Below are 15,325 nucleotides of genomic sequence, written 5' to 3'. Positions count from 1 at the left end.
CGGCCGCACCCGGCAATTCTCCGGTCGGATCATGGGCGGCGGCGTCCGACGCGCCTCCGGGCTCGGCGGCCGGCTGGCCAGTCACGATCTTGCAACCGCTCGCTAAACGGCTCCGGTGACGGCATCATGGTCTGGTCCGCCACCCGCCCGTCCCTCGCGACGGGCCACACCATCCGACCGGCTTCCCCTTGCACCCAGCTTTCCCACCGCAGGGCCAGGTCGAGACGGCCGCCTCCCCGATGTCTCCGGTGCCGCGAGCCTGGCGGTGGATCCCGCATGCGATCCTGGCCGTGGGCCTGCTCGCGACAGGACTGACCACCGCCCTGATCTGGCGGGCGGCGGAGATGCGCGACCGCCTGACCTTCCTCCACGCCACCGACATCGAGCTGCGCACGGTCGAGGACCAGTTCCGCACCTACACCGCCCTCCTCCGCGGCGGCGCCGGCCTGTTCGCGGCCAATGACGAGACCGTCACGCTGGCGCAGTTCCGGGCCTATGTGCAGCGGATCGAGTTCCAGACCCTGTATCCCGGTTTCCTCGGCATCGGCTTCACGCCGGCCATCCCGGCCTCCGAACGGGAGCGTTTCGCCGCGAAGGCGGAGGCTCTGGGGGTGCCGGGCTTCCGCGTGCGCCCGCCCAGCGACAACCCGATGCTCAGCCCGGTCCTGTTCGCCGAGCCGCCGAACCTGCGCAACCAGGCCGCCATCGGCTACGACGTGATGTCCGATCCCGTCCGGCGCGACATGGTCGAGCGCGCGCGCGACACCGGCCTGCCGGCCGCCTCGGCGCGGATCCAGCTCGTCCAGGAGATCGACGCGAACAAGCAGGCCGGCTTCCTCGTCGCCATGCCGGTCTATGCCGGCGGGGGCGTGCCCGCCGAACTCGACGAGCGGCGGCGGCGGTACCTGGGCTTCGTCTTCGGGGCCTTCCGGGCGGACGACCTGTTCAACAGCATCGTGGCCGCCGAGGCCGAGGAGGACGCCGCCTTCGCCATCTATGACGGCGCGCCCGGCCCGGAGACGCTGCTGCACCGGTCCGTGCGGAAGCCCGATGCGGTCACCGGCCCGCTGACCCGCGAGGCGACGATCGAACTGGGTGGCCGCGTCTGGACCGTGCAGTTCGAGCAGCGCGTCTCGCCGCGGCGCGCCTCGGCCCTGCCGGAGATCGGGCTCGTCTGCGGCGGCGGCCTCCTCGCCACCGCTCTCTTGGGCTTCGCGGCGTTCCGGCAGCGCCGCACGCAGGACGAGATCCGCCGGCTGAACGCCTCGCTCGAAGCCAGGGTCGAGGACCGGACGCGCGACCTCAAGGAGGCTGCCGAGAGCCTGCGTCAGGCCGGCGAGGAGCGCGCCCGCATGGAGGAGGTCCTCCGCCAGTCGCAGAAGATGGAGGCCGTCGGCCAGCTCACCGGCGGGCTCGCCCACGACTTCAACAACCTGCTGGCCGGCATCTCGGGCTCGCTGGAGCTGATCGAGACCCGCATCGGCCAGGGCCGGTCCAAGGACGTCGCGAAGTACATCGCCGCCGCGCAAGGCGCCTCGAAACGGGCGGCGGCGCTGACCCACCGCCTTCTCGCCTTCTCCCGCCGCCAGACGCTGGCGCCCAAGGCCATCGACGCGAACAGGCTGGTGGACGGGATGCTCGACCTGATCCAGCGCACGGTGGGGCCGGGCATCGACGTGCGGCATCGGGGAGCGGCGAACCTCTGGGCCGCCCTGGTCGATCCCTCGCAGCTCGAGAACTCGCTGCTGAATCTCTGCATCAACGCGCGGGATGCGATGCCGGAGGGCGGCCGGATCGTCATCGAGACGGAGAACCGCTGGATCGACCACCGGCAGGCCGAGGCGCTGGAATTGGCGGAGGGGCAGTACCTGTCGCTGTGCGTGTCCGACACCGGCACCGGCATGCCCCCGGAGGTCGTCGCCCGGGCGTTCGATCCGTTCTTCACCACCAAGCCGATGGGCGAGGGCACAGGCCTCGGCCTGTCGATGATCTACGGCTTTGCCAAGCAATCGGGCGGGCAGGTGCGGATCGCCTCCGAGGTCGGCGCCGGCACGACGGTCTGCCTGTTCCTGCCGCGGCATCGGGGCGAGGCGGATGTGGACGGGCCGGCCCCCGGCAGGCGTCCGTTGGCCCAGGCCGAGGCGGGCGAGACCGTGCTGATCGTGGATGACGAGCCGACGGTGCGGATGCTCGTGACCGACGTGCTGAACGACCTCGGCTATACCGCGGTCGAGGCCGCGGACGGGGCGGGCGGCCTGCGGGTGCTCCAGTCGGATGCGCGCGTGGACCTGCTGGTGACGGATGTCGGCCTGCCCGGCGGCATGAACGGGCGCCAGATGGCGGATGCCGCCCGGGTCGACCGGCCGGACCTGAAGGTCCTCTTCATCACCGGCTTCGCGGAGACCACTCTGCTCAGCAACGGCCAGCTCGAACCCGGCATGGCCGTCCTGACGAAGCCCTTCGCGGTCGATGCCCTGGCCGCGCGCATCCGCGAGATGATCAGTTCTTAGACGGACATCGCCACATCAACCGACAGCCTGTTCGGCTTGGACCAACGGTCGTTGAACACGACCGTTGGCTCCGCTCTCGTGTTGTCGCCAAGCCGTTGACTGGACACCGAATTCGGAGATCGGATCACGCCTTCTTCTGCCACCGCCCGCGCTCGTCCTGCTGCCAGTAGGCGACGCTGTGGCCGGCCTCCTTGGCGCCGCGCCACTGCTCGCGGGCGTGGAGCAGGGCATCCTGGTCGGTGCCGTCGAACAGGATGCAGATGCGCTGGTAGGTGCCTGCGTCGTCGGGCAGGGCCGCGCCCTCGACCAGGAAACGGATCGAGGCGCCGTTCGGGTTGGCGTCGCGCAGGGTCAGCACCACCGGCTGTGTGCCGCAATCGGGATCGCGGTCGGTGCCGTGCGGCAGGAAGCTCTCCTCCGAGAAGATCCAGAGGTGGTCGTCGAGGGCCTGGAGGCGCTCCTCGCTCGTCGCCTGCACGGCGACACGCCATTGCCGCTCCAGGGATTTCTCCAGGAGGCTGGGCAGCACCTGCTCCAGAGGCTGGCGCTGCATGTGGTAGAACAGGATCTCGGTCACGGTGCTCACGAGATAGGGCGCCCCGGGCCGGACGGTACGGCCCGGGGCGCGTTGCGTGGCCTCATCAGGGGGTGGCCTCAGGGGGTGGCCGCCGCCTGGGCCTGGCCCAGCAGGGTCACGAGGTCGCAGCCGGCATAGAGGTCGTGGGCGACGCCCGCCGCCCGCAAGGCGGCTTCGAGGTCGCCCGGCCTGCCGGCGAGATAGATCGTGGTGGCACCCGCGGCGCGAAGCGCCTCGGCCGCCGGGACCGCTTGGTCGGCATAGACCGCATCCGAGGAGCACAGGCAGGCGAGCGGCGTGCCGGATTCCCGGAACGCCTCGGCCATCGCGGCATGGTCTGCAAACCCCTCGTTCGTCACGGCCTCGATGCCGCCGGCCTCGAAGGCGTTGCGGGCGAAGGTGGCGCGGGTGTTGAAGGCGCTCAAGGCCCCGAGATTGGCCAGGAAGACCCGCGGGCGCCGGCCGGTCCGCTCGACGATGGCGTCGGAGGCGTCGCGCAGGGCCTCGTAGGGCTCGGCGAGGCGCCGGGACGGCAGGGCGCCCTCCGGCACGGCCGGCGCCGCCGGGGCCGGGCTCAGCACCGCCACGGGAGCCTCGTGCAGGTCGGGGAATTCGCTGGTCCCGGTGATCGGCTGGCGGCGGGTGGCGAGGTCGGCGTCCCGCGTCTTGCGCAAGCCGGCGAGGCGTTCCGCCAGCGCGCCCGAGCGCAGGCTGCCGGCGATCCCCCCGTCGCGCTCGATCGTCTGGAACAGCGTCCAGGCCTGGGCGCAGAGCGCGTCGGTCAGCGCCTCAAAGCCGCCGGCACCAGCGGCCGGATCGGCAACGCGCCAGAGGTTGGCCTCGTCGAGGAGGACGTGCTGGGTGTTGCGGGCGCAGCGGCGCGCGAAGGCGTCGGGCAGGCCGAGGGCGGCGGTGAAGGGCAGCACCGTGATCGCGTCGGCCCCGCCGAGGCCCGCCGAGAAGGCCGCGGTGGTGGCCCGCAGCATGTTGACCCAGGGATCGCGCCGGGTGGTGCTGCGCCAGGCAGTCTCGGCGTGCAGGCGGATCGGCGCGGGCGTCAGGCCACAGGACTCCTCGACCCGGGCCCAGAGCCGGCGCAGGGCGCGGACCTTCGCCACGGTCAGGAACTCGTCGGATTCGGCGACCAGCAGGAAGGCCAGGGCGGTGCGGGCGCGCTCCAGATCGTGCCCGCCGGCCTCCAGGGCCCGCAGGGTGGCGAGCGCCCCGGAGAGCACGGCGGCGAGTTCCAGCGCCTCGCTGGCGCCGGCCTCGTGGAACGGCCGGGCATCGGCCAGGAAGGCGCGGCCGGCAAAGCCCTGCGCCTCGACCTGACGCAGCAGGTCGGCGAGGTCCGGCCAGGACGGCGCCGCCCCGGTGGCGGCCTGCACGGCGACCGGATCGAGGCCGAGATCGATGTCGAGGGTGGAGAGGTCGTCACCCCGGGCCTTGGCCAGGGCGAGGAGCGCCGTCGCGGCCTCCGGCCCTGCCGCGCCGGCATCGAGCCGCAGGCCGATCAGCGGCAGCATCACCCCGGCCAACGCCGTTTCGAGGGCGTGAGGGTCGGGCAGGCCGAAGCCACGGGCGGCGGGAGCGCCGGCCAGGACCAGGGTCAGGGCGTCGGCGCCGCCTTCGAGGTCGGTCAGCGCCAGGGCGTTGGCCTCGGCGGGCTCGGGATGGTCGACCCGCTGGCTCACCCGCCAGCGCCCCGGCGCGGCGCGGCCGGGCTGGGGCGCAGCCTCGGCCGGCGGATAGAGCGGCCGGACCGCGATGCCGTCGGGCGTGCGGCGCACCAGCCGCTTCTCGAAATCGGCCCCCTTGAGCACTCCGTCGACCAGGGCACGCCACTGCACCTCCGTGGCGGCCGGAAACGCGGTGGCGAGCGTCGTATCGTCCATGGCGGGTCCTCAGGCGCGGGTCTCTCCCCGACCCACGACATAGCCGCGCGACCCGCCCATGGTCGAGTGCCGGAACGGGGGATGGCGGGCCCCCTTTCGTCAGCCGAACACGATCAGTCCGGCAAAGCCCGCGGCCCCGACGACGATGCGCCACCAGGCGAACAGCGCGAAACCGTGGCGGGAGACGTAGTCGAGGAGCTTGCGCACCACGAACAGGGCCGACAGGAACGCCACCACGAAGCCGATGGCGATCAACCCGACATCGTCCTTCGACAGGTTCTTGTAGTTGTCGAGCAGGTCCTTGGCGAAGGCGCCCGCCATGGTCGGCATGGCGAGGTAGAACGAGAACTCGGTGGCGGCGCGCTTGCCCGAGCCCATCAGCATCGCCCCCACGATGGTGGCGCCGGAGCGCGACACGCCGGGGATCATCGCCAGGCACTGGAAGAAGCCGATCTTCAGCGCCATCGGCAGCGAGTATTCGTGCACGTCGTCGTATTTCTGCTCGAGGTCGGTCTCGTCGATGACGAGGAGGACGAGGCCGCCGGCGACCAGGGTCGAGCAGATGATCCAGGGATTGAACAGGTAGAACTTGATATACTTCGAGAACAGGCCGCCGATGATCGCCGCGGGCAGGAACGCGATCAGGATCGCCAGGATGAAGCGGCGGGCCCCCGGGTCGCGGGGGGCGCGCAGCAGCAGGTCGAGGAGCTGGCGGAAATACACCCCGACGATCGCCAGGATGGCACCGAGCTGGATCAGCACCTCGAAGGTGTTGTTGGGCGATTCGAAACCGATGAAGTGGCCGACGAGGAGCTGGTGCCCGGTCGAGGAGACCGGGATGAACTCGGTCGCCCCCTCGACGAGGGCGAGCACCACGGCCTTGCCGATGCTGGCGACGTCCATCACCGCGCTCCCCGGTATGAGACCGTCCTGCGCGTGCCTCGTGTCGCCGTCGTCATGTCGCCTGCTCTCGTGGTGGCGCCGCGGGCGGTCGGGGACCGCGTCCGGCGGGGAGTGGAAACCGGGTCCCGGCTCGTGCCGGGCCCGCATCGTGCCCGCCGGTACGGCTCCACCTCTGTGGCAAGTCTGTGGTGGAGGGCGCGCCGGAGGTTTAAGCCTCTCGGCGGATGCTCGCACCGGCAGGGTTGAGGCTCGGTTACCAGCCCCGATCAGCCGTGTTAAGGATGCCGAAAGATATCCATGAACCGGTGACCGGGCGTTAATCACACCGGCGCAACCCTGACACGCACGACCCACCGCGAGCCGACCTTCCAGGCCAGCCGACAGACGAAGCGCGAAACGGCCCCGCATGGCGACGCTCCATCACTCCTCGTTCTGCCCGCATTCCCGCTTCGTGCGCCTGATCATGGCCGAGATGGGCATGGAGCCCCAACTCGTCGAGGAACGCCCCTGGGAGCGCCGGGAAGAGTTCCTGATGATGAACCCCGCCGGCACCACCCCGGTGCTGGTGGAGGAAGGCGGGCTCGCGGTCCCGGGCGGCGCCGTGATCGCCGAATACCTCGACGAGACCCGGGGATTGGGCCTGAGCGGGATCCGGCTCCTGCCGGAATCCCCCGCCGCCCGGGTCGAGGTGCGGCGCCTGCTCGACTGGTTCCTTCAGAAGTTCGACCAGGAGGTGACCGGCTACCTCGTCACCGAGAAGATCCACAAGCGCTTCATGACCTCGCAGCATGGCGGCGGCCCGCCGGACATGAACGCGATCCGGGCGGCGCGCAGCAACGTGCGCTACCACCTGAAATACATCGGCTACCTGATCTCGCGGCGGAACTGGCTGGCGGGCAGCCACCTGACCTATGCGGACCTCGCCGCGGCGGCGCACATCTCCTGCGTCGATTATCTCGGCGACGTGCCGTGGGACGAGGACGAGATGGCGCGGAACTGGTACGCGCGGGTGAAGTCGCGCCCCTCCTTCCGCAGCCTGCTCGCCGACCGGGTCGCCGGAATGGCCCCGGCCGACCATTACGCGGATCTGGACTTCTGAACCCCCAAGCCCCGCTGGCGAACCTCCAAGCCCCGCTGGCGAACCTTCAAGCCCCGCTGGTGAACGTTCAAGACCTGCTGGTGAACTCTCAAGCCCAGCCGGACCCTCCGGCCCTTCGCCGCTTTCTCGAGACCCGCGCCCGGGCGCTCGGCTTCGATGCCCTGGCGGTGACGCGCCCCGACGCGGTGCCGGCCCTGCCCGAGCGCCTCGCCGCCTGGCTCGCCGCCGGCCATCACGGCGGCATGGCCTGGATGGCGGAGCGCACGGCCGAGCGGGCCGGTCCGGCGCGGCTGTGGCCGGCGGTGCGCAGCATCGTGATGCTCGGGATCAATGCCGGGCCGGATGGCGACCCGCTGGCGGCGCTCCAGGATTCCTCGCGCGGCGCGATCGCCGTCTATGCCCGGCGGCGCGACTATCACGACGTGATCAAGGGCAAGCTGAAGGAACTCGGCGGGGCGTTTGCCGCCAAGGCGGGGGCCGAGATCAAGGTCTTCGTCGATACGGCACCGGTGATGGAGAAGCCGCTCGCGGCGGCGGCCGGGCTCGGCTGGCAGGGCAAGCACAGCGTGCTGGTGTCGCGGGATGCCGGCAACTGGCTGCTGCTCGGCGCCCTCTACACCACGGCCGCGCTGCCGGTGGACGAGCCCGAGGGCGACCATTGCGGCCGGTGCCGGCGCTGCCTCGATGCCTGCCCGACGGGCGCCTTCCCGGCCCCCTACCGGCTCGATGCAAGGCGCTGCCTTGCCTACCTGACGATCGAGCATGCCGGGCCGATTCCGGAGGAATTCCGGGTGCCGATGGGCAACCGGGTGTTCGGCTGCGACGATTGCCTGGCGGTGTGCCCGTGGAACAAGTTCGCGGTCGCCACCCGGGAGGCGCGGCTGGCGGCGCGCGCGGATCTGGCGGCCCCGCCTCTCGCGGAGTTGGCCCGGCTCGACGACGCGGCCTTCCGCCGGCGCTTCGCCGGCACGCCGATCAAGCGGACCGGGCGCGACCGCTTCCTGCGCAACGTGCTGATCGCCGTCGGCAATGCGGGCGATCAGAGCCTCGCCGGCGAGGCGGAGCGCCTGCTGGAGGATCCGTCCCCGCTGGTGCGCGGGATGGCGGTGTGGGCGCTCGCGCGGCTGGGGCGCCTGCCCCCTGCCCCGCCGGACGAGCCCGATCCCGACGTGCGCGTCGAGTGGTCGCGCGCGAAAAATCCGGGAGTCCAGAGGGCGAGCCCTCTGGCGGGTGCAGGGCGGCGCCCTGCATAAGACCGCACATCCTTCAGGCAGGGCTCGGCCTTATGAACCTGTTCGTCTTCGGGCTCGGCTACACGGCCGGCCGTTTCGTGGCGCGCGAGCGTGCCCGCTTCCACGGCGTCACGGCGACCCGGCAGACTCCCGGCACCCTCGACGGCGTGAGCGTGCGCGTCTTCTCGCCCGGGGAGACCGACCCGCGGATCGCCGAGGACCTCGCCCGGGCCGACGCGATCCTGGTCTCGATCCCGCCGGATTCCGGCGCCGACCCGGCGCTGGCGGCCTTCGACGACGTGATCGCCGCCGGCCCGGCGCGGTGGATCGGCTATCTCTCGACCATCGGGGTCTATGGCGACCAGGGCGGCGCCTGGATCGACGAGGCGACCCCGCCGGGCCCCACCCATCCGCGCACCCGCGACCGGGTGGCGGCGGAGGACGCCTGGCTGGCGCTCGGGGCGCGGACGGGCAAGGCGGTGCAGGTCTTCCGGCTGTCCGGCATCTATGGGCCTGGGCGCAACGCCTTCGAGAAGCTGCGCCAGGGCAAGGCGCAGCGCATCGTGAAGCCCGGCCAGGTCTTCAACCGGATCCATGTCGACGACATCGCCCGCACGCTCGCCGCCTCCCTCGACCGGCCGCGGCCGGGCGCGATCTACAACGTCACCGACGACGAGCCGGCCCCGCCGCAGGACGTGACCGCCTTCGCGGCCGAGCTTGCCGGCCTGCCCCTGCCGCCGGCGGTCGATTTCGACACGGCGACGTTAAGCCCGATGGCGCGCAGCTTCTACGGCGAGAACAAGCGGGTGCGGAACCGGCTGATCCGCGAGGAGCTGGGGGTTCGGCTCGCCTATCCGACGTACCGGGAGGGGTTGCGGGCGCTGGTGTAAAAAACCACCAAACGCTGTTGTCAATACGATCCTGTTTTTGGATGCGGGTCTCTCCTCTCCCCGCAAGACGTCGGTCGTGCCCGACGTCATCAGTCGCTTGCAGATCCCGGGCAGGGTTCAGGGACTCGCCGCCATCGCCCTACGGCTCGCCGGCCGGCGCCGCCGGGGCCTCGCTGTCGGCGCGCGGCTCGGCATTGGCGACGGCCTTGGTGGTGAGCAGCGGCTCGAGGCGGCGGGCCAGTTCCGGTCCGAGATGGCGGGTATAGGGGCCGGTGAAATAGCGGCCACCGGCGCCGCGGCCTTCGAGATGGTCGCGGGCCTTGGTCATCGCGTCGACCTCGGGCCGGCACAGGAAGCCGATCACGCCCGCCGCCTCGTACCAGCGCCCGGCCCGGGCATGGGCGAGGGCCGCCGGGTTGTTGCCGATGGTCTCGGCGAAGCAATCGGTCGCCGCCTGCTCCAAGGGCGCGAGCACCGCGCGCCGGTGCTCGGCGCGGGCATTCGGGGCGGCGGCGGCCGGGTGGACCGCGGCGGCCAGTTCCATCGCCCCCAGGGCGGCCATCACACCGTATAGCAGAACTCTCATATCCGGGCCTCGGCCGAATCAACCGTCTCACTCCCGGCAAGCGTCGTGCCGATCATGGGCGGATCTTGGGCAGAGCCTGGCCGAGAACTCGAATTTCCGGGCGTGTGTGCTTTAAGCCCGCAAGCTTAGCCGAACAGAGACGGCGTAGCGGTGCGCGAGCCGTGCCGGACTGCAGAGCGGTCCCGGACGGACATCATCCATCTTAGATTGTTATTTTCCGATCGTTGCATCTTTGAGTTTTATCCATGGTGGGTCAACCGAAAGTCGGCATGGAACCCGCTCGCCATCTCGCTTCATCCGCAAGGGACGGCGACGCCGATGTGCACCGCGTCCGGAAGCGTGGTTCCCCTCTCCCGCCCGGCTCCGCAGAGGGGACGTTTTCTGGCGGAGTGGCCGTCGCTCCCGCACCCGCGCAGCATCCTGTGTCGCGTCCTGTAGTCCGTTGCCCCGTCTCGATTTTCCAACATCCATTCAAGATTTTGCGAAAATTCGAGACCGTAAAAACCCGCATTTAGCGATCGCTGGCATTGTCTCGCTGTTCTCTGCATCTCTTTCACCGTCGCGCCATGCATCACTCTGGCGCATGACGCTTGACCTCCCCGTTCCAGAGCCAGGAACGGGGAGATGCCGAGGAGCGGTGTGCTCGCGGAGGATTCACCGTTACTTCCCGCCCCCGAGCCCATGGACGTAGACCGCCAGCGAGTTGATGGTCGCTGCGTCCAGGCGCCCCTCCCAGGTCGGCATCACGCCCTTGCGGCCGCCCTGGATCGTCGCGACCACCTCCTGCGGCGCCGAGCCATAGAGCCAGACCGCGTCGGCGAGGCTGGAAGCGCCCATCTCCGGGTTGCCCTTGGCTTGCTCGCCGTGGCAGGCGGCGCAGTTCTGGGCGAAGAGCGCGGCGCCCTTCTCCAGGCTCAAGGACGGCGCGAAAGCCTTGCCGGACAGGGACAGGACGTAGTTCGCCACCGTTTCGACCTCATCGCGCTTGAGGATGCCGTCGCGCCCGAAGGCCGGCATCTCGCCCGCGCGGGTGTCGGCGTGGCCCGAGCGGATGCCGACGCGGATCGTCTGCGCGATGGCGTCGAGGCTGCCACCCCAGAGCCAGTCGTCGTCCTGGAGGTTGGGATAGCCGGTCCGGCCGGTCGCCGCAGTGCCGTGGCAGGCGGCGCAATTGTCGCCGAAGGCCGCCTTGCCGGTGGCGAGCGCCAGCGGCAGCAGCGTCGGATCGGCTTCGATCGCGGTCAGGTCGGCGGTCGCGAGCTTTTCCTGGCCGAGCGCCGCGCGGGCCGCCTTCGTGGCCGCCACATCCGCCAGCACCGAGGCGCGGGACGAGTAGCCGAGCAGGCCGCGGGTATGGTCCGAGACCAGCGGCCAGGCCGGAAAGGCGATCCAGTAGCCGAAGGCCCAGACGATCGTGGCATAGAGCGAGTACAGCCACCAGCGCGGCAGCGGGTTATTGTATTCGGCGATGCCGTCCCACTCATGCCCGGTGGTCTCGGGGCCGGTGGCGGCGGGAGCGGAAGACTTGAGATCGGTCACGAGGCTCACTCCTCGTCGAGGGGCAGGCGGGCGGCGGCGTCGAACCGGCCCTGGTTGCGCGGCCAGAGCGCGTAGAGGGTGGTTCCGGCGAACAAAGCGACGAAGTAGAGAAGGCCGCTCGTCTGGGCGAAGCGGGAGGCGAGATCGTAGGTCACAGGCATCACCTCAGGTTCTTCTTGTCGTCGTAGAGCTTGAAGTCGACCATCGTGCCGAGCACCTGGAGATAGGCCACCAGAGCATCGAGTTCGCTGGCGCGGCCCTTCTCGCCGGGGGCGTGCAGGACGGCGCCGGGATAGCGTTGCGGGAACGTCGCATCCGTGCCGTCGGGGTCGAGCTGGGCAGCGAGATCCCCTTGCGCCCGCAGGATCATGTCCGGGCTGTAGGGCACGCCGAGCTTGGCATTCGCCGTCAGGTCGTCGCCGATCGCCTCCGCGTCGAGGGGCCGGTCGAGGAAGGCGTAGGCCGGCATGATCGAGCCGGGAACGACGGCGCGCGGGTCCTTCAGGTGCTCGCGGTGCCAGGCATCGGAATACTTTCCGCCGACCCGGGCGAGGTCGGGGCCGGTGCGCTTCGAGCCCCATTGGAACGGGTGGTCGTACATCGACTCGGCGGCGAGCGAGAAATGGCCGTAGCGCTCGACCTCGTCGCGCATCGGGCGCACCATCTGGCTGTGGCAGAGGTAGCAGCCCTCGCGCACGTAGATGTTGCGGCCGGCCAGTTCCAGCGGCGTGTAGGGCCGCACGCCCGCCGCCGCCTCGATGGTGCTCTTCAGGTAGAACAGCGGGACGATCTCGATCAGCCCGCCGATGGCGACGACGATCAGGATGCCGATCAGCAGCAGGATCGAGTTCTTTTCGAAGAATTCATGCCTCTTCCAGAGGCCGGGCTGGGCAATGGCCATGGCCGGGATCTTTCAACGTGAGACGGAGAGAGGGGCCCGCCCGCAGGCGGGCCCGGGAAGCACTCGACGTGAGGATCACTCGACTTGAGGATCACTCCGGCTTGGGATCACTCGGCCGGGACCAGGGCGGCGCCGGTCGCGGGGCTCCGCTCGCCCGCCTCGCGGCCCAGGATCGTCATGGCGAGGTTGTAGGCCATGATCAGCGCGCCGATCAGGAACAGCACGCCGCCCAAAGCCCGCACCAGGTAGTAGGGCTGCATCGCCTCGACGGTCTCGACGAAGGAATATTCGAGGAAACCGAAGCTGTTATAGGCGCGCCACATCAGGCCCTGCATGATCCCGGCGACCCACATCGACGTGATGTAGAGGACGATGCCGAGCGTCGAGACCCAGAAGTGCCACTCGACGAGGCGCAGGGAATAGACCTCGCGGCGGTTCCACAGCCACGGCACCAGACAGTACAGCGCGCCGAAGGACACGTAGGCGACCCAGCCGAGCGCCCCGGAATGGACGTGGCCGATGGTCCAGTCGGTGTAGTGGCTCAGCGCGTTGACGGCCTTGATCGACATCATCGGCCCCTCGAAGGTCGCCATGCCGTAGAAGGCGAGCGAGACGACCATCAGGCGCAGGATCGGATCGGTGCGAAGCTTGTCCCAGGCGCCCGACAGCGTCATCAGGCCGTTGATCATTCCGCCCCAGGACGGCATCCACAGCATGATTGAGAAGGTCATGCCGAGCGTCTGCGCCCAGTCCGGCAAAGCCGTGTAGTGCAGGTGGTGCGGGCCGGCCCAGATATACATGAAGATCAGGGCCCAGAAATGTATGATGGAGAGCCGGTAGGAATAGATCGGCCGCTCGGCCCGCTTCGGGATGAAGTAGTACATGATGGCGAGGAAGCCGGCGGTGAGGAAGAAGCCGACGGCGTTGTGGCCGTACCACCACTGCACCAGCGCGTCCTGCACGCCGGAGAAGATCGGGTACGACTTCGAGCCGAACACCGTCACCGGGATGCTGAGGTTGTTCACGACGTGCAGCATCGCGATGGTGACGATGAAGGCGAGGTAGAACCAGTTCGCCACGAAGATGTGCGGCTCGCGCCGTTTCGCGATGGTGGCGAGGAAGACCAGGAGGTAGACGACCCAGACCACCGTCAGCCAGAGGTCGGCGTACCATTCCGGCTCGGCATATTCCTTCGACTGGGTCACGCCCATCAGGTAGCCGGTGCCGGCGATCACGATGAACAGGTTGTAGCCGAGCACCACGAACCACGGTGCGAGATCACCCGCGAGCCGCGCCCGGCAGGTCCGCTGCACCACGTAGAGCGAGGTCGCGATCAGGACGTTGCCGCCAAAGGCGAAGATCACCGCCGAGGTGTGCAGCGGGCGCAGCCGCCCGAAGGTGGTGTATTCGAGCCCGAGATTGAGCGAGGGCGCCCAGAGCTGGAAGGCGATGATGCAGCCGACCAGGAACCCGGCGATGCCCCACCCCATCGCGGCGATCGCCGCGAACTTGATGGGACCGAGGTTGTAGTTCGGCTTGCCGCCGATCTCCTGCGGGATCGGCTCGGGGTCGCGGGCGGCGTAGCGGCGCAGGATCGCCACGATCGCCGCGATGGCCGCCAGGGCGAACAGGCCGGCATGCAGCCCGAAGGCGGGATCGGCCGCCTTGGCCGAGGCGACCAGGCACAGAAGGGCACCGAGGCCGAAGGCGGCGCACAGGCCCGCCTCCCCTTCGGTCATGTATTTGGGTGCGGGTGTGGCGGGCATGGCTGAATCGGTTCGCTCCACGCGCGGCTGCGGGACGACCCGATGTGCGCGCAGGGCGGGTGTGGAGCCTTGATCTGCGTCAAACACCCCGGGAGCTTCGGGGCCGCCGAGGATCATTCCAGAATCCGGAACGATGAACTGCCGAATGCGCGCATTCTCGATGCCGGGCGATCCTCGCATTCTCCGGGGGCGGTGCGGGCACGGTCCGGCCGCGGAAACGAGGATCCGCACTCATGAAGCTCTATCACCATCCGCTCTCGGGCCATGCCCACCGGGCCCGGCTGGTTCTCTCGCTGCTCGGCGTGCCGCACGAGGCGATCGAGGTCGACCTGGCGGCGGGCGCGCACAAGCGGCCCGAGTTCCTCGCCCTCAACCCCTTCGGTCAGGTGCCGGTGCTCGACGACGACGGCACGGTCATTACCGATTCCAACGCCATCCTGGTCTACATCGCGAAAAAATTCCGCCGGACCGACTGGCTGCCGGAGGAGGCGACGGCCGCGGCCGCCGTGCAGCGCTGGCTGTCCGTCGCCGCCGGCGAGCTGACCTACGGCCCCGCCGCCGCCCGGCTCGTCACGGTGTTCGGCGCCGATTTCCGTCCCGAGGAGGTGATCGGCCGGGCGCATCTGCTCCTGCGGCGCCTGGAGGCGCACCTGACCGGCCGCGACTGGCTGGTCGGCGGGCATCCGACCATCGCGGATATCGCGCTCTACAGCTACCTGGCGCGTGCGCCGGAGGGCAATGTCGACCTGTCGGGCTATCGGACCGTCGTCACGTATCTCCGCCGGATCGAGGCTCTTCCGGGCTTCGTCCCCTTCGCCGAGACGCCGGCCGGCCTCACCGCCGCCGCCTGACCTGAGCGCTGCGGGCGCGCCGGGAGGCGCGCCCGACGGAAACCGGAGGGGAGAGCCCCATGAGCGATGGTTCGACGATGACGGCACCCGTGGCCTCGCCCTGGCACCCGGGCGAGACCGCCATCCAGGAGCAGGTCGGCGTCGCCGCGCGCATGGCGGAGGTGGGCCGGCGCGTCGTGCGGGACGTCATGCCCGCGCAGCACCGCGCCTTCTTCGCGCAGCTTCCTGTCCTCGTCGCCGGCAGCGTCGACGGGCAGGGCGACGCCTGGGCGACGCTGATCGCCGGTGCGCCGGGCTTCGTCGCGGCGCCGAGCCCGAAGCTGCTCACCATCGCGGCGCGGCCCGATCCGCGCGATCCGGCGAGCGCGGGCCTGCGCGAGGGCGACGCCGTCGGGCTCCTCGGCATCGAGTTGCACACCCGCCGCCGCAACCGGGTGAACGGCGTCCTCCGCGGCTCGACGGACGGCGTGCTGCGGGTCGCGGTCGAGCAGAGCTTCGGCAATTGCCCGCAATACATCCAGCTGCGCGACGTCGTCGCCCTCGGCGACCCCCTCGGCGACCCGCAGCACGCCTTCG

At 70.2% G+C, this 15,325-nt stretch carries 13 protein-coding genes and 1 pseudogene; 6 read left to right on the top strand and 8 right to left on the bottom strand.

Annotated elements, in window-relative coordinates; genetic code table 11:
- The first annotated feature begins 344 nt into the window (after nt 1–344).
- Complete coding sequence (locus VP06_RS25535; protein ID WP_342586852.1) at nt 345–2,510, top strand: CHASE domain-containing protein; 2,166 nt, start codon at nt 345–347, stop codon at nt 2,508–2,510.
- A gap of 124 nt (nt 2,511–2,634) precedes the next feature.
- On the opposite strand, the gene VP06_RS25530 is transcribed toward VP06_RS25535, so the two are convergent.
- The 3 genes from VP06_RS25530 to VP06_RS25520 form a co-directional block, all read right to left on the bottom strand.
- A complete protein-coding gene (locus VP06_RS25530; protein WP_048466616.1) occupies nt 2,635–3,087 on the bottom strand; it encodes a DNA polymerase III subunit chi in 453 nt (150 codons plus the stop codon).
- Between the two features lie 77 nt (nt 3,088–3,164).
- Nucleotides 3,165–4,982: a methylmalonyl-CoA mutase family protein gene (locus VP06_RS25525; RefSeq protein WP_048466615.1), complete on the bottom strand. Its 1,818-nt coding sequence runs from the start codon at nt 4,980–4,982 to the stop codon at nt 3,165–3,167.
- 99 nt (nt 4,983–5,081) lie between these two features.
- On the bottom strand, nt 5,082–5,885 hold the full coding sequence (locus VP06_RS25520; protein WP_048466614.1) for an undecaprenyl-diphosphate phosphatase: 804 nt from the start codon (nt 5,883–5,885) through the stop codon (nt 5,082–5,084).
- A 406-nt stretch (nt 5,886–6,291) separates the two neighbouring features.
- Between VP06_RS25520 and VP06_RS25515 the strand changes: the two genes are divergently transcribed.
- The 3 genes from VP06_RS25515 to VP06_RS25505 all read left to right on the top strand — a co-directional run bounded on the left by VP06_RS25515 (nt 6,292) and on the right by VP06_RS25505 (nt 9,106).
- Complete coding sequence (locus VP06_RS25515) at nt 6,292–6,984, top strand: glutathione S-transferase family protein (RefSeq protein ID WP_048466613.1); 693 nt, start codon at nt 6,292–6,294, stop codon at nt 6,982–6,984.
- A gap of 77 nt (nt 6,985–7,061) precedes the next feature.
- Nucleotides 7,062–8,237, top strand: coding sequence for a tRNA epoxyqueuosine(34) reductase QueG (gene queG / locus VP06_RS25510; RefSeq protein ID WP_082167618.1), 1,176 nt, complete (start codon nt 7,062–7,064; stop codon nt 8,235–8,237).
- A 32-nt stretch (nt 8,238–8,269) separates the two neighbouring features.
- Nucleotides 8,270–9,106 carry an SDR family oxidoreductase gene (locus VP06_RS25505; protein WP_048466612.1) on the top strand — a complete coding sequence of 279 codons (837 nt, stop codon included), beginning with the start codon at nt 8,270–8,272 and terminating at the stop codon, nt 9,104–9,106.
- Between the two features lie 139 nt (nt 9,107–9,245).
- Here the strand turns inward: VP06_RS25505 and VP06_RS25500 are convergent, their stop codons facing one another.
- From VP06_RS25500 to ccoN, 5 genes are all read right to left on the bottom strand, one after another.
- Complete coding sequence (locus tag VP06_RS25500; RefSeq protein ID WP_156295766.1) at nt 9,246–9,692, bottom strand: hypothetical protein; 447 nt, start codon at nt 9,690–9,692, stop codon at nt 9,246–9,248.
- Nucleotides 9,693–10,352: 660 nt separating this feature from the next.
- Nucleotides 10,353–11,231, bottom strand: a complete 879-nt coding sequence (gene ccoP, locus VP06_RS25495; RefSeq protein WP_048466644.1) for a cytochrome-c oxidase, cbb3-type subunit III — start codon at nt 11,229–11,231, stop codon at nt 10,353–10,355.
- A gap of 5 nt (nt 11,232–11,236) precedes the next feature.
- Nucleotides 11,237–11,392, bottom strand: coding sequence for a cbb3-type cytochrome c oxidase subunit 3 (locus tag VP06_RS25490; RefSeq protein WP_425350950.1), 156 nt, complete (start codon nt 11,390–11,392; stop codon nt 11,237–11,239).
- On the bottom strand, nt 11,392–12,132 hold the full coding sequence (ccoO, locus tag VP06_RS25485; RefSeq protein WP_048466610.1) for a cytochrome-c oxidase, cbb3-type subunit II: 741 nt from the start codon (nt 12,130–12,132) through the stop codon (nt 11,392–11,394). Before ccoO ends, VP06_RS25490 begins: the two co-directional genes overlap by 1 nt.
- 107 nt (nt 12,133–12,239) lie before the next feature.
- A complete protein-coding gene (ccoN, locus tag VP06_RS25480; RefSeq protein WP_048466609.1) occupies nt 12,240–13,898 on the bottom strand; it encodes a cytochrome-c oxidase, cbb3-type subunit I in 1,659 nt (552 codons plus the stop codon).
- Between the two features lie 233 nt (nt 13,899–14,131).
- On the opposite strand from ccoN, the gene VP06_RS25475 reads away from it, so the two are divergent.
- Together VP06_RS25475 and VP06_RS25470 are read left to right on the top strand one after the other, a co-directional pair.
- Nucleotides 14,132–14,749 (top strand): glutathione S-transferase family protein, encoded by a 618-nt coding sequence (locus tag VP06_RS25475; RefSeq protein ID WP_048466608.1) that lies wholly within the window; start codon nt 14,132–14,134, stop codon nt 14,747–14,749.
- Between the two features lie 59 nt (nt 14,750–14,808).
- Nucleotides 14,809–15,325 (top strand): annotated as a pseudogene (locus tag VP06_RS25470) (pyridoxamine 5'-phosphate oxidase family protein); the annotation flags it as partial.

The organism is Methylobacterium aquaticum (assembly GCF_001043915.1).
In the GTDB taxonomy this organism is placed as follows: Bacteria; Pseudomonadota; Alphaproteobacteria; order Rhizobiales; family Beijerinckiaceae; genus Methylobacterium; species Methylobacterium aquaticum.
The sequence above is the reverse complement of the archived record's forward strand: the minus strand, read 5'-3'. Positions and strand labels throughout refer to the sequence as shown.